The organism is Luteimicrobium sp. NPDC057192 (genome assembly GCF_042670205.1).
In the GTDB taxonomy this organism is placed as follows: Bacteria; Actinomycetota; Actinomycetes; order Actinomycetales; family Cellulomonadaceae; genus Luteimicrobium.
The window spans coordinates 44,314-66,487 of the sequence record NZ_JBHUWD010000016.1 but is presented as its reverse complement, the minus strand read 5'-3'; the positions used below and the strand labels follow the sequence as shown (position 1 = coordinate 66,487).

Here is a 22,174-nt window from a genome sequence, read left to right as displayed (position 1 = left end):
CGAGTGCGACGCGCGAGTTCGCCGACGGTGACGCCCCGTTCGCCGACGGTGACGCTGTGTTCGTCGAGGGTGACGCCCCAGTTCGCTGACCTGGCGATGTTGGTTGCCCTTCGGGGCCCACGAGCAACAAAGATCGCCAGGTCGACGCTCACGTCTGGCCGACATCGCCCCGTCAACCGAAGAAGACAGCGATATCTCGGCGCGTTCACCCCGCCGGCGCCGTCAGCGAACACAGCGTCACCGTCAGCGAACGCAGCGTCACCCTCGACGAACGCAGCGTCACCCTCGACGAACACAGCGTCACCGTCGGCGAACGGGGCGTCGCCCTCGGCGAAAGGATGGCGAGGCGAACGACGGAGCGGGCGGGCGCGGGGAGGTGGTGAAGGGCGTCAGAGAGTGCGCACGGCCCCCCGGGGCCGAAGCACGACAGCCCGAACCAGCTGCCCGCGCCCACCCGTGCACCCGACCACGCGGGCGTCACACTCGGCGGTCACGTCCGAGCGGCTGCGTCCACGCCGACGACTGCGAGCGCCCGCGAGCGCCCGTCGCCGTCCTTGACCACCTGGTAGGCGGCGTCGACGTACGGCTCGAGAGCGCCGACCTTGTCGAGCGGCGCACCGATGACGAGCTGGAAGCCCAGCCCGCGCCAGGCTCCGACGGCACGCCCGGCGAACCGCGCGTCGGCCTTGATGAGCGCCTCGTCGAGGAAGACGGGCGCGTACCGGGGGCGGTCGGCGGCGGCGTCGCCGAGCTGGTACCGCAGCGCGGCACCCACGATGAACGCGACCAGCTCTTGCGACTCACCACCGGACTTCTCGCCGATGTGGTCGTAGAGCGCCACGTGGTTCCCGGCGAGGTCCACCTTCTCCGCGCTCACGCGGACGTGACGGCGCACGTCGACGAGGTCCGCGAAGTCCGGCCCGGTCCGGCGCAGGCGGTCCACGACGCGGGCCATGCGCGTGAACCGCGCCTCCCGCTCGGCGTCCGTGGCCTCGGGCCCGAGGGCGGCCGCGGCCTCGCGCAGCTCCTTGCGGAACCGTCCGACGACGTTCGACTCGACCAGGCGGGCGTCGATGCGGAGGCGGTGGTCGTCGTCGGAGAAGGGCAGCTGCGCGAGGATCTCGTTGACGGGCGCGATGCGCTCGGTGATCTCGCGGACCGCCCGGCTCATCGCCGCGTGGAGCGCGGTGAGGTCGTTGCCGGAGAGCTGGGTGAGGCTGCGCGACCAGCGCGCCTCGAGCTCGTGCAGCCCCTCGGCCTCCACCACGTCGAGCAGGCGCGCGAAGTCGCCGTACGAGGCGTCGGGATCGGTCCCGAGATCGGGGTTGGGCCACTGCTCGACGAAGTGGGTGAACGTGGCGCGGAGCGCGTCCGTCCCCCGCTCCTCGGCTGCGACGGCCAGCGCACGCTCGTGGGCGAGCTCGGACCCGACCCCGCGGACGGCGGCGTCGAAGCGCTCGAGCGTCACCGGTCCCTCGTGGGCGCCGAGCAACGTCTCGAGGACACCGTCGAGGTACTCGCCCTGGACCGCCGTGGCCTCCACGCCCTTCTCCGCTGCCCGGTCGAGCGCCTCCTGGCACGCGTCGACGGCATCCGTCAGGCGCTCCCAGGTGGCGTGCGCGGCGTCCCGGTCGACCTCGGCACGCGCGGCGTCCTTGCGGAGCGCGTCGAGCCGGGCACCCGACTCTCGGACCCGGGCCTCGAGGGCCCGGAGGTCCTCGGACCCGGTGCGCAGGTCCTCGAGGCGCGACTCCCATTCCGCGACTGCCCGCGCGGCGCCCGCGACGTCGACCCGTTCCCAGGTCGCCTCGGCGATCTGGGCGTGCGCGGCGCGCTGCTCCTCGAGCGCCTCGGCGCGCTGGTCGACGCCGGTCGCGCGCTCGGCGGTGAGCCGGCGCTCCTCGCGGGCCGCCTCGACGTCCGCCGCGAGCTCCGCGAGCCGCCGCGAGTTCGAGAACCCGAGCACGCTCGCGCGTCCGCCGCCGCCGTGCGCGCCCCGGCGCCCGTCGGACGTCTGCCCGGTCCGGGTCAGGGCGCGCGGGTGCCGGGCGAGGTCGCGCGCGTCGTCGACGCACACGTACGCGAAGCGTTCTTCGAGCCGCTCGGCGAGCCAACCCGCGAACGGTCCCTGGCGCACGTCGACGCGGCCCGGAAGCGTCCGCGGGTCGGGCGTCCCGGTGGACGGGAGCCCGGTCGTCGCCCCCTCGAACTGCAGCCGGACGCCCGAAGGCACGGCGTCGATCGCCGCACGGAACGCGGCCAGCCGCGCGTCGTCCACGACGAGGGTGAGCGCGAACCCGCCCAGCGCGAGCGAGATCGCGTCGCGCCAGTGCTCGTGCTCGGTGCGCACCTCGAGCAGCTCGGCGACGAACGGCAGCTCCTCGACCTCGAGCCCGGCGGCCTGGGCGAGCACCACACGGGCCCGGTGCAGCTCGTCGGGCACGTTGCCGCGACGCAGTGACAGCGACGCGTGCTCGCGCTCCAGGCGGTCCACCTCGGCACGGGCACGCGACGCCGCCTCGTAGGCCGCGAGCCGCTCGTCGCGCAGCGCCCCACGCCGGTCGTCGACCTGCGCGACGAAGGCCCGGGACGCCGCCCGCTGCCGGTCGAGGTCGGCGCGCGAGCCGACCTCGACCTCGACCTGACCGAGCCAGCGGTCCAGGCCGGCCCTCTCGGCGCGCACGCGCGCGAGGTGCTCCTCCGCGCGCTCGCGCTCGCGCCGGGCGACCTCGAGGCGGTCCCCGCCCTGGGCACGGACGGCGTCGCGGAGCGCGTCGTGCTCGTGCTCGGCCGCCAGGACCGCGGCACGCGTGCCCTCGGCCCGCTCGACGAGCTCGCGGTGCCGGGAGCGCGCGGCGCCCTCGGCGTCCCGCAGGAGGTCGAGCCGGCGCCCGTCGCGCCAGACCGCCAGGGGCGACGCGACGTCGTCGGGCGAGCCGACCGCGTCGACGACGGCGATCCGGGCGCGCGCGGCGTCGACGGTCTCGCGGTGCTCACGGATCGGCCGGAGCGCCCGGACCTGGCGACGCGCGACCAGCATGCGCTCGCGGACCTCCGCGAGGTTGTCGAACTGCTCGACGGCGGCGTCCGCGGCCGCGAGCGTCTCGGGCTCCTCGAGGACCATCGCCTTGTAGAGGGCGTCGACCGTCGTGATCTGCTGGCCGGCCTGGATGCGCGCGAGCAGGCCGATCGCCTTGGTCCCGCCGCCCGCGGCCCCGATGCCGAGCGTCGCGTGCAGGCGCGCGGTGAAGTCGCGGTCGGTGTCGTGCAGGACGAGCCCGAGCGCCGTGAGCTCGGCCCGGCGCAACCGCACGGCCGCCGCCGGAGCGAGCTCCGCGAGGTCGAGGTCGCCGTCGAAGGTCGCACGGACCGCGACGACGTCGTCGACGCGCTGCGCCGCGGACGGCACGTACCAGGCACGGACCGCCGTGAAGAGGCGGCCGTCCTGGTCGGCCCACGTCATCGCGACCGCAGACCAGGTGTCGGCGTCGGCCCCACGCAGGACGCGCTCGCGGGTCCCGGCCTCGGTCCGCGACTCGTCGACCTTGCCACGCGCGTACGAGATGACGTTGCGCTGGTCCTTGCCGCGCGGCCGCCCGACGACGCCGCCGTTCGACGCCCCGTTGAACGGCGTCGTGTGCGGCATCATCAACGCCACGTACGCGTCGAGCAGGGTCGACTTGCCCGAGCCCGACGCGCCGGACACGAGGGTCGCGCTCGAAGCGAGCCGGACCCGGTGGCGGCCCTCGTAGCCGCCCCAGTTGACGACCTGCAGGTCGCGGGCCGTCCACTGCTGCCCCGTCGACGCGACGGGAACCAGCCCGAACAGCGTGTCCGCCATGAGGCTCATGCGAGCACCTCCAGCTCGTCCGGCTCGGACTCGTCGTCGGGAACGACGTCGTCGCCGGCGCCGTCGCCCCCGCTGTGCTCGCGCCGCCCGGTGTCCTCGCGCAGCCAGCGGGTCAGCTCGGTGAGCCGGTCCACGGACAGCACGACGTCGACGATGGGCAGCACGCGGTACCGGCCCTGGCTCTCCTCCTCGAGGATCCGCTCACGGACCAGCCGCGCGACCGCGGACCGGATCTCCCGCTGGCGGACCGCCAGGTTCGACGACGTCGGGTCGGCGAAGCTCAGCGCGGTCTGCTCGAGCTCCTCGAGGTCGACGCGGGCCGCGGCCTCCCCCGCGCCACGCTCGCGCTGGTACAGCGCCCGCAGATGGACGAGGAGCACCGTCTCGACGCGCGAGTACGGCTCGTCGCGCAGCAGCACCGGCACGGGGACGTCCGCGTCGCGCACCTGGCGTTTGAAGGCGAGCCCCCGGTCGTGGTCGACGACGAGCCGCACGTAGAGATCGTGGAGCCGCGACTCGATCACCGGCTGGTGCGCGAGCAGCGTCCGCCAGTGCGACGGCTGCGCCTCGGCCGACAGGTACCGCTGCCGCAGGAGCCGCACGAGGACCTCGCGCACGTCGGGCTCGAGGGTGCCGGTGTCGCCCGCGAACAGCACGGGCAGGTCGGCCTCCGCGGGGCGCGGCGCGACGAACCCGGCCTCGGCCGCCGGGTCGGCCTCCGCGCTCTCGTCGGCTTCCAGGGTCGTGGCCGTGGCGGAACCCGCGACGACGTCGTCGGCGGCCTCCCCCGCTGCCGGCTCGACGGGCTGCTCGACGGGCTCGTGGGCGGTCTCGCTCATCGGGCTCCTTCCGGGTCGTCGTGCGGTACGGGGACGTCGTGGGCCGCGGTGTCGAGGCCGACGTCGGTGCGGGCGAACGCGAGGCGCCGCGTGGTCCCGTCGGGGCGGACGGCGGTCACGACGGACACCTCGGCCCCTTCCCCGGGCGGTATCGCAGCCGGGGCGGGCACGAGCTCGAGGTAGCCGAGCAGGTCGACGGGGCGCCGGAGGTCCGTCGGACCGGACTCGAACAGCTCGGCCAGGTCGGTGGCGGGCTCGGAGTCTCCCGCACGTGCCGCGAGCAGCGCGGCGATCCGCCCGTAGTGCGGCCCGCCCCACGCCCGCGCGTCCTGGAGGTCGCCGGCGGCGTCGAGGTCGCCCTCGTCGTCCCACACGGTGAGGGCGTCGGGCGCAGGGGCGCGCCCGGGCGCGTACGGCGTCTCGCGCAGCCGCCCGACGTCGGCGCGCGGCAGACGGCGCAGCGCCTCGACGTCCTGCCCGCGACGCGAGCCCGGGAACCACGCGCCGAGGGCGGCGACGGCGTCGCGCAGGAGGTCGTCGACCTGCCGGTCGCGCAGCGGGTCGTGGTGGCGCACCTGGGTCGTGATGATGTGGGACGTACGGCGCTGCTGGGTCAGCACGGCGCCCAGACCGGCCTCGATCTGACGGGTGATCGCGCGCAGCTCCGCCCGGCGCTCCGGGTCGAGGTGCTGCGCGAACGGATGCTCCAGGACGAGGTCGAGCTGGTCCGCGAGCGCGTCGAGACGGTCCGTGTCGGCGAGCAGGCGCATGGCGCCCGCGAACGCGCGCCCCTCGGGGGTCGCGTCCAGCAGCCGCTCCGCCTGCTCAAGGTACGCCTCGAGGACCTCGCCCGTAGGCCGCTCGTCCTGCCGCAGCGCCTCGACGACGCCCCGCTGGAGCGCCTTGATGCTCTCCCCGACGCGCGCGAAGTCCGCCGGCAGCTCGCGGACGAGGAACAGGACGTTCTCGGCCTCCTCGACGAGCTGGTCGTCGTCGGTCAGGTCGAGCGGCGCCCCGGACCGCAGGCGGTCGCGCTCCGCCGTCAGCCGCCCGATCTCGAGCTCGAGGCGCGCGACCCGGTTCTCGACGTCCGGGTCGGCCTCCTGCGCGAGGTGCTCGACGGCCTCCAGCAGGGTCCGGATCCGCGAGTGCGAGACCCGCGTCCGTGGCCCGCCGGCCCGCGCCGCGACCTCGAGCGCCTCGACGGCGTGCGCGGTCAGCCGGTACTCCTCGGCGCCGTCGTCGCCGACCTGGCGCAGCAGCCAGCTCTCCGCGACCCACTGCCGGCACAGCTCGCGCGCCGACGCGTCGGGGACGTCGTCGAAACCGCTCGCGCGCAGCCCGGCGAGGGCGTCGTCGAGCTCGGTGTGCGCGTCGGCGACGGGCACGGCCGACCGCTCGGCCCCGAACAGGGCACCGAGCAACGTCACGACCAGCGGCGCCCGCTGCTTGTGCAGGAGCGCAAGCATCGGGCTCGCGAACGCGCGCCGGGCGCGCTCGTACGCGCCCTCCACCCTCGCCACGACGGCTCCGGGGTCAGGCCGGGACGACGTTGACGAGCTTCGGCGCGCGCACGATCACGGTGCGCACCCCGCGGCCGTCGAGGTGCCGCTGCACGTTCTCGTCGGCGAGCGCGAGCTCGCGCAGCGCGTCCTCGTCGATCGACGGCGGCACCTCCAGCCGTGCGCGCACCTTGCCCTGGACCTGGACGACGCACGTCACGGTCTCCTCGACGAGGTAGGCCGGGTCGGCGACGGGGAACGGCTCGTGCGCGAGCGACGACTCGTGGCCGAGGCGGCGCCACAGCTCCTCCGCGATGTGCGGCGCGATCGGCGCCGTCATCAGGACGAGCGGCTCGACGGCGGCACGCGGCACGCGGTCCAGGCCGGTCAGGTGGTTGTTGAGCGTGATGAGCTTTGCGATCGCCGTGTTGGGGCGCATGTGCTCCATCTCGACGGTGACGTCCTCGATGGTGCGGTGCACGAGTCGCAGGGTCGCGTCGTCCGCGGCCTCGTCCGTGACGACGGCGTCGCCCGTCGCCTCGTCGACGACGTTGCGCCACAGCCGCTGCAGGAACCGCTGCGACCCGACGACGGCGCGCGTCTCCCACGGGCGCGACATGTCGAGCGGGCCCATCGACATCTCGTAGACGCGGAACGTGTCGGCGCCGTACTGCTCGTACATCTCGTCGGGCGTGACGACGTTCTTGAGCGACTTGCCCATCTTCCCGTACTCGCGGTTCACGGGCTCGCCGTGCCACGTGTACGTGGTCTCGCCCGAGTCCGAGGTGTGTTCCTCGACCTCCGACGCCGTCACGTACTGGCCGCGCGCGTCGGTGTACGCGTACGCCTGGATGTAGCCCTGGTTGAACAGGGTGTGGAACGGCTCGAGCGCGCTCACGTGGCCCAGGTCGTGCAGGACCTTGTGCCAGAACCGCGCGTACAGCAGGTGGAGCACCGCGTGCTCGACGCCGCCGACGTACAGGTCGACGCCGCCGGCCTTCCCCGCGCCGTTGTTGTGGTCGGGACCGAGCCAGTACTTCTCCAGCTCGGGCGACACGGCCTCGGCCTGGTCGGCCGGGTCGAGGTAGCGCAGGTAGTACCAGCACGAGCCCGCCCAGTTGGGCATGGTGTTGGTCTCGCGGCGGTAGGTCTTCGGGCCGTCGCCGAGGTCGAGCGTGACGTTCACCCAGTCGTCGTTGCGGCCGAGCGGGGGCTCGGGTGCCGACGTGACGTCGTCGGGCGCGAAGGTCCGCGGCGCGTAGTCCGGGACGTCGGGCAGCTCGACCGGCAGCAGCGAGTCCGGGAGCGCGACGGGCGCGCCGTCCTCGCCGTAGACGATCGGGAACGGCTCGCCCCAGTAGCGCTGGCGGCTGAACAGCCAGTCGCGCAGGCGGTAGGTCACGGTCCCCTGCCCGACGCCGTTGGCCTCGAGCCAGGCGATCATGCGCGACTTGGCCTCGGGCACGGTCAGCCCGTCGAGGCTGAGCTCGTCGCCCGCGGTGGTGCGCGCTGTCGAGCGCTGCACCAGGCCGTCGCCCGTGTAGGCGGCGTCGGGCGCGTCCTCGAAGCCGTCGGCGAACCCGCCCTCGGGGGCGACCGTGAAGACGACGGGCAGGCCGTAGGCATGGGCGAAGTCGAAGTCGCGCTCGTCGCCCCCCGGCACGGCCATGATCGCGCCGGTGCCGTAGCCCATGAGGACGTAGTCGGCGGTGAAGACCGGGACCAGCTCGCCGTTGACGGGGTTGGTCGCCAGGTGGCCCGTGAACACGCCGGACTTGCTGCGCGCGTCGGCCTGCCGCTCGACGGCCGTCTTGCTCGCGGCCATCGTCCGGTACGCGGAGACCGCGGCGACGGGCGTGTCGTGCCCACCCGTCCACAGGTCCTTGGTGCCGTCGGGCCACGCGGCCGGGACCTCGTCGAGCAGCGGGTGCTCGGGCGCGACGACCATGAAGGTCGCGCCGAACAGCGTGTCGGGGCGGGTCGTGAAGACCTCGACCTCGCGCGCGTTCGAGTCCCCGACGCCCCCGATCGCGAACGTCACGTGCGCGCCCTCGGACCGGCCGATCCAGTTCCGCTGCATGGACTTGACCTTCTCGGGCCAGTCGATGAGGTCGAGGTCGTCGGCCAGACGGTCGGCGTAGGCCGTGATCCGCATGTTCCACTGGCGCAGGCTGCGCTGGAACACCGGGAAGTTGCCGCGCTCCGAACGCCCGTCGCTCGTGACCTCCTCGTTGGCGAGGACCGTGCCGAGCCCCGGGCACCAGTTCACGGGCGCGTCCGACACGTACGCCAGGCGGTACCCGCCCAGCACGTCCTCGCGCTCCGCGGGGGTGAGGTCGGCCCAGGGCCGACCGTCCGGCGTCGGGCGCGCACCGGCCTCGAAGGACTCGACGAGCTCGGCGATGGGGCGGGCCGCCCCGCGGCCACCGTCCGGGCGCTCCACCTCCGGGTCGTACCAGGAGCTGAAGATCTGCAGGAAGATCCACTGGGTCCAACGCACGTAGCCGGGGTCGATCGTCGCGAACGAGCGGCGCTCGTCGTGCGCGAGACCCAGGCGGCGCAGCTGGCGCTTCATCGTGGTGATGTTCGCCTCGGTCGTGGTGCGCGGGTGCTGGCCCGTCTGCACCGCGTACTGCTCCGCGGGCAGGCCGAACGCGTCGTAGCCCAGCGCGTGCAGCACGTTGTCTCCGCGCATCCGGCGGTACCGCCCGACGACGTCCGTCGCGATGTAGCCGAGCGGGTGCCCCACGTGCAGGCCCGCGCCCGAGGGGTACGGGAACATGTCCATGATGAAGTACGGGCGCGCCCCGGGCGCCGCGTGGCGGTCCTCGCCGTCGGTGAGCGGGCCCTCCGGGTTCGCGGCCCAGAACGTGCCGCGCTGCGCCCACTCGTCCTGCCACGCGAGCTCGATGCGCTCCGCGAGCTGCGGGGTGTAGCGGAACGGGAGCTCGTCGGACGCGGGCACGGAAGAGGCAGGTGATGTCACACCAGGAGTTTACCGGCGCCGACGGACAGCCCGGGCGGGCCGTCCACCGCGTCGGCGCCGGTCAGAAGTAGGTCTGGGCGATGGGCTCGCGCAGGCCGACGAAGACCCACAGCAGCAGCGCGACATAGAGCACGACCGTGCCGATCGTCCGGTTCCGCACGATCGCCCCGCGCCACTTCTCGGGCAGCGGGATCGCGCGCTCCTGGATCGCGTGCACGAGCTGGTACCAGAAGATCGGGATCATGCAGAGCCACACGACGCTGCAGTAGGGGCAGATCTTGCCGAGCCGGTAGATCGTCGTCCAGACGAAGAAGACGACGTGCCCGAGGCCGATGGTCGTCGCCGCGAGCAGCGCGAGCCGGAACCAGCGCGGCGGCCGGAAGCCGGTGAGCATGATGACGCCGACCGTGACGACGATCGCGAACGCCACGATGCCGAGGAACGGGTTCGGGAAGCCGTAGAGCTTGCCCTGCCACGACTGCATCGCCGCGCTGCACGTCACGAAGACGTTGATCGAGCACGACGGCGTGTAGTCCGGGTTCTCCGCGAGCTTCCAGTCGTCGATCGTCAGCGTGCCCGCGGCCAGGAAGGCGATGCCGCCGAAGATCGTCAGGATCCAGCCGAGCGTGCGGTCCTTGAGGGGGTGCGGGATCAGCGGTCGCGAGTAGTCGTCGAGGTCGTCGTCGACGTCCACGTCATCGGGCTCGGCACTGACGTTCGGGGCCTGGCTCACCGCTGCTCCCTCGCTGGGCGACGTCCCGTCCCACGGGGCGTCGGTGCTGGTCACGCCTCGCGTACGGAGGTCGCCGCACACGCTACCGGCTGAGTCTGGGAGGTGTCTCGGGGCGTGGGGCACCCGACCGCGCGTCGTGCGGCGTCATCGCCGCAGGCGCGGCGTCCCCGCGCGCTCGGCCCGCGAGCGCCCGGCCGCCAGGATGATCGCCAGGCCGGCGATCGTCAGCAGGACGCCCGCCCACGCCGGGGCGCGATAGCCCCACCCGGCCGCGATGACGAGGCCGCCCACGAACGCGCCGTCGGCGTTGCCCACGTTGAGCGCCGAGTGCGCGAGGGCCGCGCCGAGCGAGGGCGCGGTCGGCGAGAGGTCCATGAGCCGGGTCTGCATCGCGACGCCGAGCACCTGCGACGTGGCCGCGAGGAGGAACAGCCCGACGAACGCCCCGACGGGCCACTGCAGTACGAGCGCCAGGACGGCGAGGGCGACCGCGGTCGCGGCGAACGCGGCGACCATCGTCCGCAGGACGCTGCGGTCCACGAGCCGTCCGCCGATGAGCGTGCCCACCGTCATCCCGACGCCGAAGACCGCGAGCACGACCGGGACGAGGTCGTCGGAGAGCCCGGTCACGGTCGTCACGGTCGGGGCGATGTAGGTGTAGACGGCGAACAGGCCGCCGAACCCGACCGCGGCGGCGACGACCGTGACCCAGAGCCGGCCGCTGCGCAGCGCGCCCAGCTCCCCGCGCACGCTCGCGCCGGGCACCGCGTCGACGTGCGGGACGAAGCGCGCGAGCCCGAGGAGGGTCAGCGCGCCGAGCCCGCCGACCACGACGAACGCGAGCCGCCACCCGAGCTGCTGCCCGACGAACGTCGAGAGCGGCACGCCGACGACGTTGGCGATCGTGAGGCCGGTCATCATCGTCGCCACGGCGCGGCCGCGGCGCTCAGGCCCGACGACGGCCGTCCCGACGACCGCGCCGACCCCGAAGAACGCGCCGTGCGGGAGGCCCGCGACGAACCGCGCGACGAGGAGCCCGTCGAGCCCGGGGGCGAACGCGGAGGCGAGGTTCGCGACGGTGTACCCGGCCATGAGCCAGATCAGCAGGGCCTTGCGAGGCAGTCGGGCGGCGAGCGCGGTGAGGAGCGGCGCCCCGACGACGACGCCGAGCGCGTAGGCGGTGATGACGTGCCCGGTCGCGGGGATGGAGACGTCGAGGTCGGACGCGATGTCGGGCACGAGGCCCATCGACGCGAACTCGGTGGTGCCGATCGTGAAGCCGCCGACCGCGAGCGCGAGGAGCGCGAGAGTGGCGCGGCGTGACGCGTCCGGGCGGATGGCGGGGTGCGGTGTGGGGGTGGCGGTCATCGCTGCCTCCGGGCAGGGCTCGGGTCGACCAAGGTCGAAACGATTCGAGGGGAGGTCGGCGGCGACCGGAACGAGAAGTGGTGCGGTGGTCTGAGCCTACCGGGTCTACCGCTCGGCGTCGGCGCGCTCGACGGGCAGCACCCAGATGGCCTCCGCGGCCGGGAGCCCGAGCTGCAGGATCGGCGGGGCGGCGCTCGGTCCGGTCTCCGGCAGGGTGACCTCGAGGACGCCGGCGTAGGTGCGCCGTCCGACGACGCGCAGCTCGGTGTCGAGCCGGATCCCCAGCTCGTCGAGGTAGCGCAGGACGTCCGGGTCGGCGTCGGAGATGCGCGCGACGCGGCCGTGGTCCCCCGCCGCGAGCTCGGCGAGGCTCACCGCGCCCGGCCGCGGGACGGTGCCGTCGACGCGCGGGATCGGGTCGCCGTGCGGGTCCCGCTCCGGGTGTCCGAGCAGGGCGTCGATCCGCGCCACGAGGCCGTCGGAGACCGCGTGCTCGAGGACCTCCGCCTCGTCGTGCACCTCGTCCCACCCGTACCCGAGCGTCTCCACGAGGAAGGTCTCGATGAGGCGGTGACGGCGGACCATCGCGAGCGCGTGCCGCCGGCCCTCGGGCGTCAGCTCGATGGACCCGTAGCGCGCGTGCTCGACGAGCCCCTGCGAGCCGAGTCGCCGCACCGTCTCCGAGACCGTCGACGCGCCCACGCCCATGCGGTCCGCGACGAGCTTGGTGGTGACCGGGTCCGCGCTCCACTCCTGCGCCGTCCAGATCACCTTGAGGTAGTCCTGGGCCACGGACGTCAGGTCCGTTGTCGACTCGCTCACATCGCCACCCTAGCGAGCGGGACCCCCGGAGGGCCGGGCCTACAATCGCCAGGTGCCTCGAGTAACCAGCGTCGACGTCGCGCTCGTCGGTGGCGGGATCATGTCCGCCACCCTCGGGGCGTTCCTCAAGCTCCTCGAACCGTCCTGGTCGATCGCGCTCTACGAGCGCCTCGACGACGTCGCGCAGGAGTCCTCGAACCCGTGGAACAACGCGGGCACCGGGCATGCGGCGCTGTGCGAGCTCAACTACACGCCCGAGAAGGCGGACGGCACCATCGACATCGCCAAGGCGATCTCGATCAACGAGCAGTTCGAGCTCTCGCACCAGTTCTGGAGCCACCTGGCCGACGCCGGGCTCATCCCGCCCCTGTCGACGTTCCTGTCGAACACCCCGCACATGACGTTCGTGCGCGGCGAGAAGAACGTCGACTACCTGCGCCGCCGGGTCGAAGCGCTGCGCACCAACCACCGCTTCGCGGGCATGGAGTTCAGCACCGACCCCGAGGTCATCGGCTCGTGGGCACCGAAGCTCACCGAGGGCCGCGACGCGTCCGAGCCGATCGCCGCGACCCGCGCCGACTGGGGCACCGACGTCGACTTCGGCGCACTGACCCGGCACCTGGTGGCCTTCCTGCAGGACAACGGCGCCGACGTCGAGGTCCAGCACGAGGTCACCAACATCACCCGCAACGGCGACCGCTGGCACCTCACCATGAAGGACCGCAGCTGGAACGCGAAGGTCCGCACGCACCACGTCGACGCGAAGTTCGTCTTCGTCGGCGCCGGCGGCGGCGCGCTGCACCTCCTCCAGAAGTCCGGCATCCCGGAGATCAAGGGCTTCGGCGGCTTCCCCATCTCCGGCGAGTTCCTGCGCACGTCCAACCCCGAGATCGTCGCCGCCCACCGCGCGAAGGTCTACGGCAAGGCCGACGTCGGCGCGCCCCCGATGTCCGTCCCGCACCTCGACACGCGCGTCGTCGACGGCAAGTCGTACCTCATGTTCGGTCCGTACGCCGGGTTCAGCCCCAAGTTCCTGAAGAAGGGCTCCTGGTTCGACCTGCCCGGGTCCGTCCGGCCGGGGAACATCGGACCGATGCTCGGCGTCGCGAAGGACAACTTCGACCTCGTCCAGTACCTCGTCGGTCAGCTCGCCGCGTCGCGCGACAAGAAGTTCGAGCAGCTCCTCACCTTCATGCCGACGGCGAAGCCCAGCGACTGGGAGCTCATCACCGCCGGCCAGCGCGTCCAGGTGATGAAGAAGGACGAGAACGGCCACGGCGTCCTGCAGATGGGCACCGAGCTCGTCGCCGCCGCGGACGGATCGATCGCCGGCCTTCTCGGCGCCTCCCCCGGCGCCTCGACCGCCGCGCCGATCATGGTCAAGCTGCTCCGGCAGTGCTTCGGCGACCGCGCCGCCGCGTGGGAGCCGCGCCTCGGCGAGATCGTCCCGCAGCTCGCGAAGCCCCTCGGGAACGCCGCCGTCGCCGCCGAGCCGCAGGTCGGCGAGGAGCCGGTCTCCGCCCAGGCATGACCTCGGTGCTGGCTCGCCCGCGCCCGGGTGCGCGGCCCCGCACGTCCGACGACGGCCCGCACCGCCAGCTCGACCAGCGCGCCACCCCCGCCCTGTGGGGCGAGCTGGTGGCGCGTGTGTTCGCTCTCGACGGCGTCGTCGAGGGGCACTCGCAGGTCTCGCCCGCTTCGTCGCGCGCGGTCTTCTTCGTGGACCAGCGGGAGGAACGTGCACCCGAGACGTCGCTCGCGCCCGGTCAGCGTCTCGAACCCGTGCACCTGCACGGCGTCGAGGACACCAGCGTGCACCTGACGCTGCCCGCGCAGCGCGGCGCCGAGCTTGTCGAGCTCGGGTGGGCCGAGCCGCACCAGTACGCCGAGTTCGACACCGAGTTCATGGTGTACGGCCCACGCGACGCGGCTGAGCTGGACGACGTCGTCTCCGTGATCGAAGAGAGCCTCGCCTTCGCCCGAGGGGACGGCTTCAGCTCACGGTCGTGAGCATGGCGTCGAACCACTCACGGTACGTCCCCCACTTCGTGACCTCCGGGTCCCAGTCGGCGCCGGCCCGATTCCACGTATCCCTCAGGACGGACTCGCTCGGATCAGTCCCCAAGATTGCCTGGATCTCGGTACGGAGTTCGGCGACGCTCCCCGGCGTCTCCTCCTTTCGGAAGACCTCGAGGACACCCACCGGCGTCGGGGCATCGAGGTCCCAATCCTGATGGAAATAGTTCTGGGCGAGATAACGGAGACGCCGCATCAGTACCTCTCGATCGTCGGAAATGAAGTCCTGACCTGATAGCCGTTCGGCATCCGCGAGTCACGCACGAGATGCGTGACGACCGCTTGTGGACGAACGATTCGACCCCACGCGCGAACGTAGACCGCTCCGTCTGCCGGGCTCATCGTGTTGCGAATCGTCAGTCGCGAGTCCGTCGTCGCAAGCCAGTTCCCGATCTTCTTGGCGTTGGAGCGAAGGTTCGCAGCCGTCACGCGTTCAGCAGTCTCCACATCGGTGAACGTCGACGCAAGCTTCCTTCCCCTCGCGACCAAGTAGGCATCGCTCTTAGCGACGTGGCGTGCGATCACGTGGCCGCCCGCCGCCTCATGCTCAGCGAGTACGACTTCATGGCCCGCCATGTTGTGGACGAGCACCGGGTGGTCACCCGCCACGACGTAGTAAGTGTGGTGGGTGTGGACGTGGATGTTGTAGACCGTGACCGCGTCGGTCTCGTCCACCGTTTCCGTCTCGATGGCGTCGAGGACGATGGACCCGTCGGGGGTGGTGAGCAGGTCCCCGGGGCGCAGGTCTTGGGCTTGGACCCAGCCCATCCCGGTGACCATGAACGGGTGCTCGGCCGTCGTGGAGATGACCTCGGAGCCCACGGTGAGGTGGAACAGGCGGGTCGTGGTTCGGACGAACGTCTCCTCGACGGTCTCCAGGAGCTGGGCGCCGGTGACCTGGTCGTAGGTGTAGACCTTGTCCCCGGCCCGCAACCTCTCGATCGGGCGGTCCCCGTCCGGGGTGGCGACCAGGGTGCCGGCGGTGAAGCAAGTCCCGAACCCGACCCTGCACCACGCCTTCTTCCCGAACCCCGTGAGCCCGCCCTTCAGCCCGCCCGAGCCGATGCCCCTGAGACCAGCGACGCCCTCGAGGGCGCCGGCCTTGAACGCCGCCTTGGAGATCCCGGTCGCCGCCTTCGCCGCGGCGCCGAGCCCGATCACCGACAACGCGGCGCCGGCGATCGCGATCCCGGCCTCACCCCACGACCTCTCACCGGTCGCAGCCAACGCGATGTTGGCCAAAGCCGACACGATCGCCGCCACCGCGGCCACGACGATGAGGACACCGGCGAGGGCGGTCCCGACGACGGGGATGAACGCGACCACGACCGCCAAGATCCCCGCGATCGTGGACACCAAGTCGGCGATGTCGGCGATCGCGGCGACGAGCTTGGAACCCCAGTCGTCCCACCACGAGTCGTTCAGATCATCGTGGGAGGTGATCTCGTTGATCTGATCCGCAGCACTGTCCGCCGCCCGGTCCCGGGTATGGACCGCCGACTCGACGTCAGCACGGGCCCGCGCCACCACCGACCCGGCAGCCGCGACGTTGCCCTCGGCCACCTCGGCTTTGCGGCGGTAGACGTTCTTCGCCTGCTCGTCCGACTCACCGTCGGCGAGGTCCTGGAAGTAGCCCCGCCGCCGCGAGGCGTCCGCCGAGTCCGTCTCGGCCGCACGGGCACGCCCCAACGCGGCCAGGGTGTCGGACTGGACGTGCTCCAAGGTAGAGGCGTACCCGACCAACGCCTCCCCAGCAGCCTGATACCTCGCGTGCGCCTTCCGGATCTCGGAGACCGTGTCGTCCATGCGGTCCATCAACGCATCCACCGCGGACGACACAGCACCCGCAACATCCAACCGGGCCATCGCCGCACCAGCGCCCGCGATCGACTCCGCGACGTCCAAGAGCTCACGCCCACCCGACAGCACCAGCACCGGATCCCCCGGCGTCGGATCCACGTCCAACCCCACCGGCGACCAGTCCCCCGGACGCGACACGGTCCCACCCCCACCCAGCGCCGACGCGACTCTCGCGCCGTCGTCGGGAACCTACGGGAGCAGCGGAGACTGCGTGGAGGTTTTCCACAGCGCGACGACGCCGCAGGTCAGAGCGCCATCGGCTACGGTCACTCCATGACCGACTCCTCCGGGACGCAGCCTCCCGTCGTCCGCGCCGTCGTCCAGGACGTCCAGCTCGACGTGCCCCTCGCGGTCGCCCGCATCCAGACCCGCCGCATCACCATGGGACCGGATGTCGCGGGCGGCCGGCACGTGCACAACGGCCCGGTCGTCGGGGTGATCGAGTCAGGCTCAGCGACGATGGCGGTCGACGGCGGCCCCGAGACCGTCCTCGAGGCGGGCGACGTGTTCTACGAGCCCGGCGAGACGGTCATCGACCGGTTCGACGCCGGACCGGAGGGCGTGACGTTCGTCGCCCACTTCCCCGTGGGCGAGGGTGTCGAGCCGGAGCTCCGTCCACTGTGACGCCCGGCCGTGGCAACGCGGCCGAGGACGGCGCTCAGCCCCAGGGCAGCGCCGCCCGCTCGGCCCAGTAGGTCGCCGGATCCTCGGCCAGAACCGCGATCGCTCGCCCGTCGACGCGCGGCCCCCGCGCCGTCAGGTTCGACGTCAGCTGCTCGACGGTCACCGCCCCGGAGAGCACGACGTCCGCCCACGGCTGCGCCGCGGCGGCACCGACGGCGAACGCGTCGACGGACTGCCCGTCGTCGGCGGCGAGCGCCCCGACTCCAGGGACGTCGCCGCGCGCCGTGAGCCGGCCGTTGGCGAGCGCCTCCTTGACGACGACGAACCACCCGTCCTCGTGCGCCCGCGCGAGCGCCGCGCCCGCGGACGGTTCGAGCAGGTTCCAGGTGGCCTGGACCGCGCTGAACGGCGTCCCGCGTAGGGTCCGGGCGGCGTCGAGCACGTCGCCCTGCGCGGGACCGCTCGTCGAGATGCCGACGCGCACGCCGGTGGCCGCGAGCGCCCCGAGCGCGTCGAGCAGGGCACCGTCCCCGAGCACCGGGCTGTCGGGCGTGACGGAGTGGACGAGGTACACGTCGGGCCGGGTGCCGAGCGCGTCGAGCGTCTCGGGCCACTGTGCCTCGAAGCGGGCGAGGCTATGTTCCTTCGCCTCGTGCACGGGCGCGTCGACGTCCCACGCGCCCACGTACGCGTAGCCCCACTTGGACCCGATCGTGAGTTCCTCGCGGCGGCCGGGCCGTGCGGCGAGCCACGACCCGAGAAAGCGCTCGGCGTACCCGTAGGAGCGTGCGGCGTCGACGTAGCGCACGCCCGCGTCCCACGCCGCGTCGAGCATGGCGTGGGTGCGCGCCTCGAGCGCTTCGACGCTGCGCGCCCCGGCATCGCGCGCGCCGAGGTCGTCGGTGCGCCCCAGCGTGATGTACGCGGGGCGGCCGAGCGCGGCGAGCCCCAGTCCGATGCGGGTCACGGCTCGATCCTCTCGCGCCGGGCGGCGACCGGCGACGGCATCGATAGTCACGCGAGCCGAGATACCGCGATGCGGCCGAGATACCGGTCCTGCCTCGGTATCTCGGCCGCATGTCGGTGTCTCGGCGCCCCCGGTGTGGCCGGCGAGGCGGCTCCTAGACCAGCGAGTCCCGCCACGCGGCGTGCAACGCCGCGAAGCGACCCTCGCCGCCGATGAGCTCGGCGGGCGACCCGTCCTCGACGACGACCCCGTGCTCCATGACGAGCACCCGGTCGGCGATCGCGACCGTCGAGAGCCGGTGCGCGATGATCAGCGCCGTCCGGTCCGCGAGCAGGGTCTGGAGGCCCCGCTGGACGAGCCGCTCCCCCGGGATGTCGAGCGAGCTCGTCGCCTCGTCGAGGATCAGCACCGCCGGGTCCGCGAGGAACGCCCGCGCGAACGACAGGAGCTGCCGCTGGCCGGCGGACACGCGGCCGCCGCGCTTGTTGACGTCCGTGTCGTAGCCGTACGGGAGCTGCTCGATGAACTCGTGGGCCCCGACGGCGCGCGCCGCGGCCCGCACCTCCTCGAGGCTCGCGCCCGGCTTGCCCATGGCGATGTTGTCGCGCACGGACCCGCTGAACAGGTACGCCTCCTGCGTGACCATGACGACTGCGCGGCGCAGGTCCTTGCCGGCCAGGTCGCGGATGTCGACGCCGTCGAGCTCGAGCGAGCCCGCGGTGACGTCGTAGAAGCGGGCCAGCAGCTTGGCGAGCGTGGACTTGCCGGCGCCCGTCGCGCCGACGAGCGCGATGGTCTGGCCGGCGGGGACGTCGAGGTCAAGACGCGGCAGCACGGGCCGCCCCTCGACGTACGCGAACTCGACGCCGCGGAGCTGCACGTGCCCGCGCGCGTGCTCGAGCGGGACGGGCTTGGCGGGCTCGACGACGGTCGGCTCCTCGGCCAGCAGCCCCGAGATCTTCTCGAGGGCCGCGGACGCGGACTGGAACGAGTTGTAGAACATGCCGATCTCCTGGATCGGGCCGAAGAACCGCTTCACGTAGAGCAGCACCGCGACGAGCACGCCGACGTCGAGGTCGCCGTGGAACACGCGCAGCCCGCCGACGAGCAGAGCGACCGCGACGGTCACGTTCCCGATCAGGACGAGCCCCGGCGAGTAGATGCCGTTGAGGCCCATGGCGCGCGCGTTCGCGGCGCGGTAGTCCTCGGCGAGGGCACCGTAGGTGACGTCGTTCGCGCGCTCGCGGCGGAACGCCTGGACCGCGCGGATCCCCGTCATGGTCTCGACGAAGTTCACGATGACGCGCGCCGACGCCGTCCGCTGCTCGCGGTAGTACACCTGCGAGCGCGTCTGGAACCAGCGGGTGAGCGCGAGCGCCGGGATCAGCGACGCCGCGAGCACGAGCCCGGTGCGCCAGTCGAGCAGGAACAGCGACACCCCGGTCACGAGCATCATGAGCACGCCCGAGACGATGCTCGTGAGCCCGGAGTCGAGCAGGTCGCGCAGCGACTCGAGGTCGGACGTCTGGCGGGAGATGATCCGACCCGACGTGTACGACTCGTGGAACTCGAGGCTGAGGCGCTGGGTCTGCCGGAAGACGCGCCGGCGCAGGTCGAGCAGGATCCCCTGCGAGACGCGCAGCTCGTCGGCCTGGCGGGCGAACGAGTGCAGCGCGTCGCGCCCGCGGCCGAAGGCCTTGAGCACGCGGATGCCGTGCACCGACTCCTCGACGGCGGTCGCGAGGTCGCCGGCCTGGTCCTGCGACTTGCGGGACACGGCGCGGAACCGGCGCGAGAAGGTGAACGCCATGACGGCCATCGGGATGGCGCCCGCGAGGTAGATGAGACCGAGGACGCCCCCGGTCGCGACGAGGATCCCGATGCCGACGACGATCGTCACGCTCGACACGACGAGCGTGAGCATGCCGAACGCGATCCAGCGGCGCAGCAGGCCGAGGTCGGACATGGAGCGCGACAGGAGCTGGCCGCCGGGCCACCGGTCGTGGAACGAGACCGGGAGGTCCTGCAGGTGCGTGAACAGCTCGGTGCGCAGCCGGGCCTCGATGTTCGTGCCCGGGATGAGGATGAGGGCGCGGCGGGCCGCGATGAGCCCGGCCTCCGCGACGCCGAGGATCAGGACGAGCGCGACGCCCCACCAGAGGCCGGCCTCGTCGTGGGTCGCGAGGCCCTCCGTGAGCGGCCCGTTGACCAGCCACTCGAGGACGCGCGGCACCGCGAGCGCCGCGAGGCTGGCGCCGAGGGCGCAGACCACGCCCGCGACGATGCGGGGCAGGACGGGACGGATGAAGGGGACGAGCCGCCGCATCGACGCGACGGTGGACAGGGACGCGCCCTCGGCCGCGCGGGCCTGGTCGTCGGTGGGGCGCTGGGTGGTGTCGTCGGGGGCTGCTGTCGGGCGTGGACCGTCCGGGTGGGCGGCAGCTCTGGAGGGCATCAGGGGTGGGTCACCTTCCGGGTGCTCGGGGCGTGATCCGCAGACGACGGCCACAGGGGTGCGCGTCGGCGCGCCGCCCGGGCGTGAGAGGGATGGTTGCCATTCTTACACCTCTCACATCGTTTCGACCCGGCCTTTCGCCGGTCGGTCACCCGAGGTGGTCAGTCACCGGGTGGGTCAGCGCGTCGGCCGCGTGCGCCCCGTCGCGACGACGGCGAGGCACACGCCCGCCACGACGACCCCGGCGGCGAACAGCGCCGCGTACGAGACGTGCACCGCCAGCACCGCGAGCACGACCGGGATGAAGAACCCCACGTAGGTCAGCGTGTAGTAGACGGCGGTGAGGCCCGCGAGGTCGTCGGGGCCGGCGATCCGCTGGACCTCGGTGAGCCCGGCCACCAGCAGGAGCCCGTACGCGCACCCGAGCACGACGGCGGTCGCGACGGCGAGCGCGAGGTGCGGCCGCGCGACGGTCCAGGCCGCGAGCACCATCCCCGCCGCGACGAGCACGAGGCCGATCCCGATGGCCCTGCCGCTCCCCCGCGCCACGAGCGGTCGGGCGAGCGCCTGCACGACGACCCCGCACCCGAGCCCCACGAGGCACAGCAGCCCGGAGTAGGCGACGTCCCAGCCGGTGGCGAGCGCCGTCGTCACCGTGGGAACGACGGCGTACGCGCTCGCCGCGCAGCCGAACACCCACGGCCCCATCGGCACGACGACGCGCACGAACCGGCGGTGCAGGGCCGACGGCACACGGAGGTCGTCGAGCAGGCGCGCCGAGGTCCGCACCGCCGCGCGCGTCTCGGGTGCCCGCAGCGCCAGGAAGGCCGGGCCCGCCGTGAGAGCGACGTTGACGAGGAACGGCGCCTGTCGCGGCCACGGCCCCCACTGGGCGAGCGCCGCGGCGACGCCCGCGCCGAGGGCGAAGCCGGCCGTGAGGCTCAGCGACGCGCGCCGCGCGCCGGCCCCCGGGTCGGTGCCCGGCTCGCGCCGCGACAGCTCGACGACCCAGCTCGTTCCGACCGCCATGGTGAGCCCGAGCGCGACCCCGCACAGGACTCGCCCGGCGAACAGGAGCCCGACCTGCGCGTGCCCGAGGGCCAGCACGAGCGACCCGGCCATCGCGAGGAACGGCGCGGGCAGGAACAGAGGGCGACGGCCGTACCGGTCCGACAGCGGGCCGCCGAGCAGCAGCGCGGGCACGATCCCGAGCACGTAAGCACCGAGGAGCACGTCGACGGTGCCCGTGCCGTAGCCGTTGAGCCGCTTGTACAGCACGAGCAGCGGCGTGAACTCGTTACCGGCCCAGGCGACGGCGAACATCGCGGGAGCGACGAGCCGCCACGCCGACGACGCCGCCCGCGTCCGATTCCCCGGCTCGTCCGCGTCCGCCTGGCTCACGGGCGCTCGCCGAACGCCGTCGCGAAGTGCGCGCGCAGGTGCGTGCCGAACGCGTCGAGGTCGCCGTGCTCGAGGTCGTCCGCGAGTACGGCGTGCTCCTCGAGGATCTCGGTGCCGACGGCGGGCATGACGCGCAGCGAGCTGCGGGTCATGCGCTCCTGACGCTCCTGGAGCGTGAGGTAGAAGGTGGCGAGCAGATCGTTGCCGCCCTGCCCGACGAGGACCTGGTGGAGCTCGGCGTCGAGCCGGGCGAAGTCCCCGTCCTCGCCGGCGGCCCACGCCGTGCGCTGGCGCGCGAGCACGGCTCGCATCTCCTCCGCGACCCGCACCGCACGGGCAGGATCCTGGACGACGTGCGCGGCCGCGTGCTCCTCGACGAGCAGCCGGGCGTCGAGCACAGCGTGCTGCTCGCCCGGGGCGATCGGGACGACGAGCGCACCCTTCTTCGGGAACAGCCGCATCCATCCTTCGGCTTCGAGCCGCAGGAACGCCTCGCGGACGGGCGTGCGGCTCACGCCGAGCTCGGTCGCGACCTCGCCCTCGCTGACGAGCGAGCCGCCGGCGAGCCGGCCGCCGAGGATCGCGGACTTCGTGTGCGCGTACGCACGAGTGGCGGCGGACTGGCGGCTGCGGGTGTCGGGCACGACGACCATCATAGATGCAAGTTGCATCCCTCATGGTCCGCTCATGT

The 22,174-nt window shown here is 73.0% G+C and carries 16 protein-coding genes; 3 read left to right on the top strand and 13 right to left on the bottom strand.

Annotation, left to right across the window (positions count from 1 at the left end):
* Positions 1–490 precede the first annotated feature (490 nt).
* The 7 genes from ACFT5B_RS09560 to ACFT5B_RS09530 form a co-directional block, all read right to left on the bottom strand.
* Positions 491–3,850: an ATP-binding protein gene (locus ACFT5B_RS09560; RefSeq protein ID WP_386797763.1), complete on the bottom strand. Its 3,360-nt coding sequence runs from the start codon at positions 3,848–3,850 to the stop codon at positions 491–493.
* Positions 3,847–4,689 (bottom strand): DUF4194 domain-containing protein, encoded by an 843-nt coding sequence (locus ACFT5B_RS09555; RefSeq protein ID WP_386797762.1) that lies wholly within the window; start codon positions 4,687–4,689, stop codon positions 3,847–3,849. The genes ACFT5B_RS09560 and ACFT5B_RS09555 overlap by 4 nt, the downstream gene beginning before the upstream one ends.
* A complete protein-coding gene (locus ACFT5B_RS09550; protein ID WP_386797761.1) occupies positions 4,686–6,212 on the bottom strand; it encodes a DUF3375 domain-containing protein in 1,527 nt (508 codons plus the stop codon). Before ACFT5B_RS09550 ends, ACFT5B_RS09555 begins: the two co-directional genes overlap by 4 nt.
* A gap of 13 nt (positions 6,213–6,225) precedes the next feature.
* On the bottom strand, positions 6,226–9,177 hold the full coding sequence (leuS, locus tag ACFT5B_RS09545) for a leucine--tRNA ligase (protein ID WP_386797760.1): 2,952 nt from the start codon (positions 9,175–9,177) through the stop codon (positions 6,226–6,228).
* A gap of 61 nt (positions 9,178–9,238) precedes the next feature.
* Positions 9,239–9,964, bottom strand: a complete 726-nt coding sequence (locus ACFT5B_RS09540; protein WP_386797759.1) for a vitamin K epoxide reductase family protein — start codon at positions 9,962–9,964, stop codon at positions 9,239–9,241.
* Between the two features lie 90 nt (positions 9,965–10,054).
* Complete coding sequence (locus tag ACFT5B_RS09535; RefSeq protein WP_386797758.1) at positions 10,055–11,278, bottom strand: MFS transporter; 1,224 nt, start codon at positions 11,276–11,278, stop codon at positions 10,055–10,057.
* Between the two features lie 105 nt (positions 11,279–11,383).
* On the bottom strand, positions 11,384–12,100 hold the full coding sequence (locus tag ACFT5B_RS09530; RefSeq protein WP_386797757.1) for a metal-dependent transcriptional regulator: 717 nt from the start codon (positions 12,098–12,100) through the stop codon (positions 11,384–11,386).
* A 52-nt stretch (positions 12,101–12,152) separates the two neighbouring features.
* Between ACFT5B_RS09530 and mqo the strand changes: the two genes are divergently transcribed.
* Both mqo and ACFT5B_RS09520 read left to right on the top strand, forming a co-directional pair.
* On the top strand, positions 12,153–13,631 hold the full coding sequence (gene mqo, locus ACFT5B_RS09525; RefSeq protein WP_386797756.1) for a malate dehydrogenase (quinone): 1,479 nt from the start codon (positions 12,153–12,155) through the stop codon (positions 13,629–13,631).
* Entirely contained in the window at positions 13,628–14,110 is a 483-nt protein-coding gene (locus ACFT5B_RS09520; protein WP_386797755.1) for a luciferase family protein, read from the top strand. Before mqo ends, ACFT5B_RS09520 begins: the two co-directional genes overlap by 4 nt.
* Here the strand turns inward: ACFT5B_RS09520 and ACFT5B_RS09515 are convergent.
* Both ACFT5B_RS09515 and ACFT5B_RS09510 read right to left on the bottom strand, forming a co-directional pair.
* A complete protein-coding gene (locus ACFT5B_RS09515) occupies positions 14,094–14,372 on the bottom strand; it encodes a contact-dependent growth inhibition system immunity protein (RefSeq protein WP_386797754.1) in 279 nt (92 codons plus the stop codon). The genes ACFT5B_RS09520 and ACFT5B_RS09515 overlap by 17 nt on opposite strands.
* Complete coding sequence (locus ACFT5B_RS09510; RefSeq protein WP_386797783.1) at positions 14,372–16,111, bottom strand: polymorphic toxin-type HINT domain-containing protein; 1,740 nt, start codon at positions 16,109–16,111, stop codon at positions 14,372–14,374. The genes ACFT5B_RS09515 and ACFT5B_RS09510 overlap by 1 nt, the downstream gene beginning before the upstream one ends.
* A 198-nt stretch (positions 16,112–16,309) precedes the next feature.
* Here ACFT5B_RS09510 and ACFT5B_RS09505 point away from each other — a divergent pair, with 198 nt between their 5' ends.
* Positions 16,310–16,660, top strand: a complete 351-nt coding sequence (locus ACFT5B_RS09505) for a cupin domain-containing protein (protein ID WP_386797753.1) — start codon at positions 16,310–16,312, stop codon at positions 16,658–16,660.
* A gap of 34 nt (positions 16,661–16,694) precedes the next feature.
* Here ACFT5B_RS09505 and ACFT5B_RS09500 read toward each other — a convergent pair whose 3' ends face one another.
* The 4 genes from ACFT5B_RS09500 to ACFT5B_RS09485 form a co-directional block, all read right to left on the bottom strand.
* Positions 16,695–17,627 carry an aldo/keto reductase gene (locus ACFT5B_RS09500; RefSeq protein ID WP_386797752.1) on the bottom strand — a complete coding sequence of 311 codons (933 nt, stop codon included), beginning with the start codon at positions 17,625–17,627 and terminating at the stop codon, positions 16,695–16,697.
* A 154-nt stretch (positions 17,628–17,781) separates the two neighbouring features.
* Positions 17,782–20,082: an ABC transporter ATP-binding protein gene (locus tag ACFT5B_RS09495; protein WP_386797751.1), complete on the bottom strand. Its 2,301-nt coding sequence runs from the start codon at positions 20,080–20,082 to the stop codon at positions 17,782–17,784.
* Positions 20,083–20,259: 177 nt separating this feature from the next.
* Positions 20,260–21,483 carry an MFS transporter gene (locus tag ACFT5B_RS09490; protein WP_386797750.1) on the bottom strand — a complete coding sequence of 408 codons (1,224 nt, stop codon included), beginning with the start codon at positions 21,481–21,483 and terminating at the stop codon, positions 20,260–20,262.
* The gene (locus ACFT5B_RS09485) at positions 21,480–22,127 is read right to left on the bottom strand and encodes a GntR family transcriptional regulator (RefSeq protein WP_386797749.1); all 648 of its coding nucleotides are present in this window, start codon (positions 22,125–22,127) and stop codon (positions 21,480–21,482) included. Before ACFT5B_RS09485 ends, ACFT5B_RS09490 begins: the two co-directional genes overlap by 4 nt.
* Positions 22,128–22,174: the final 47 nt, after the last annotated feature.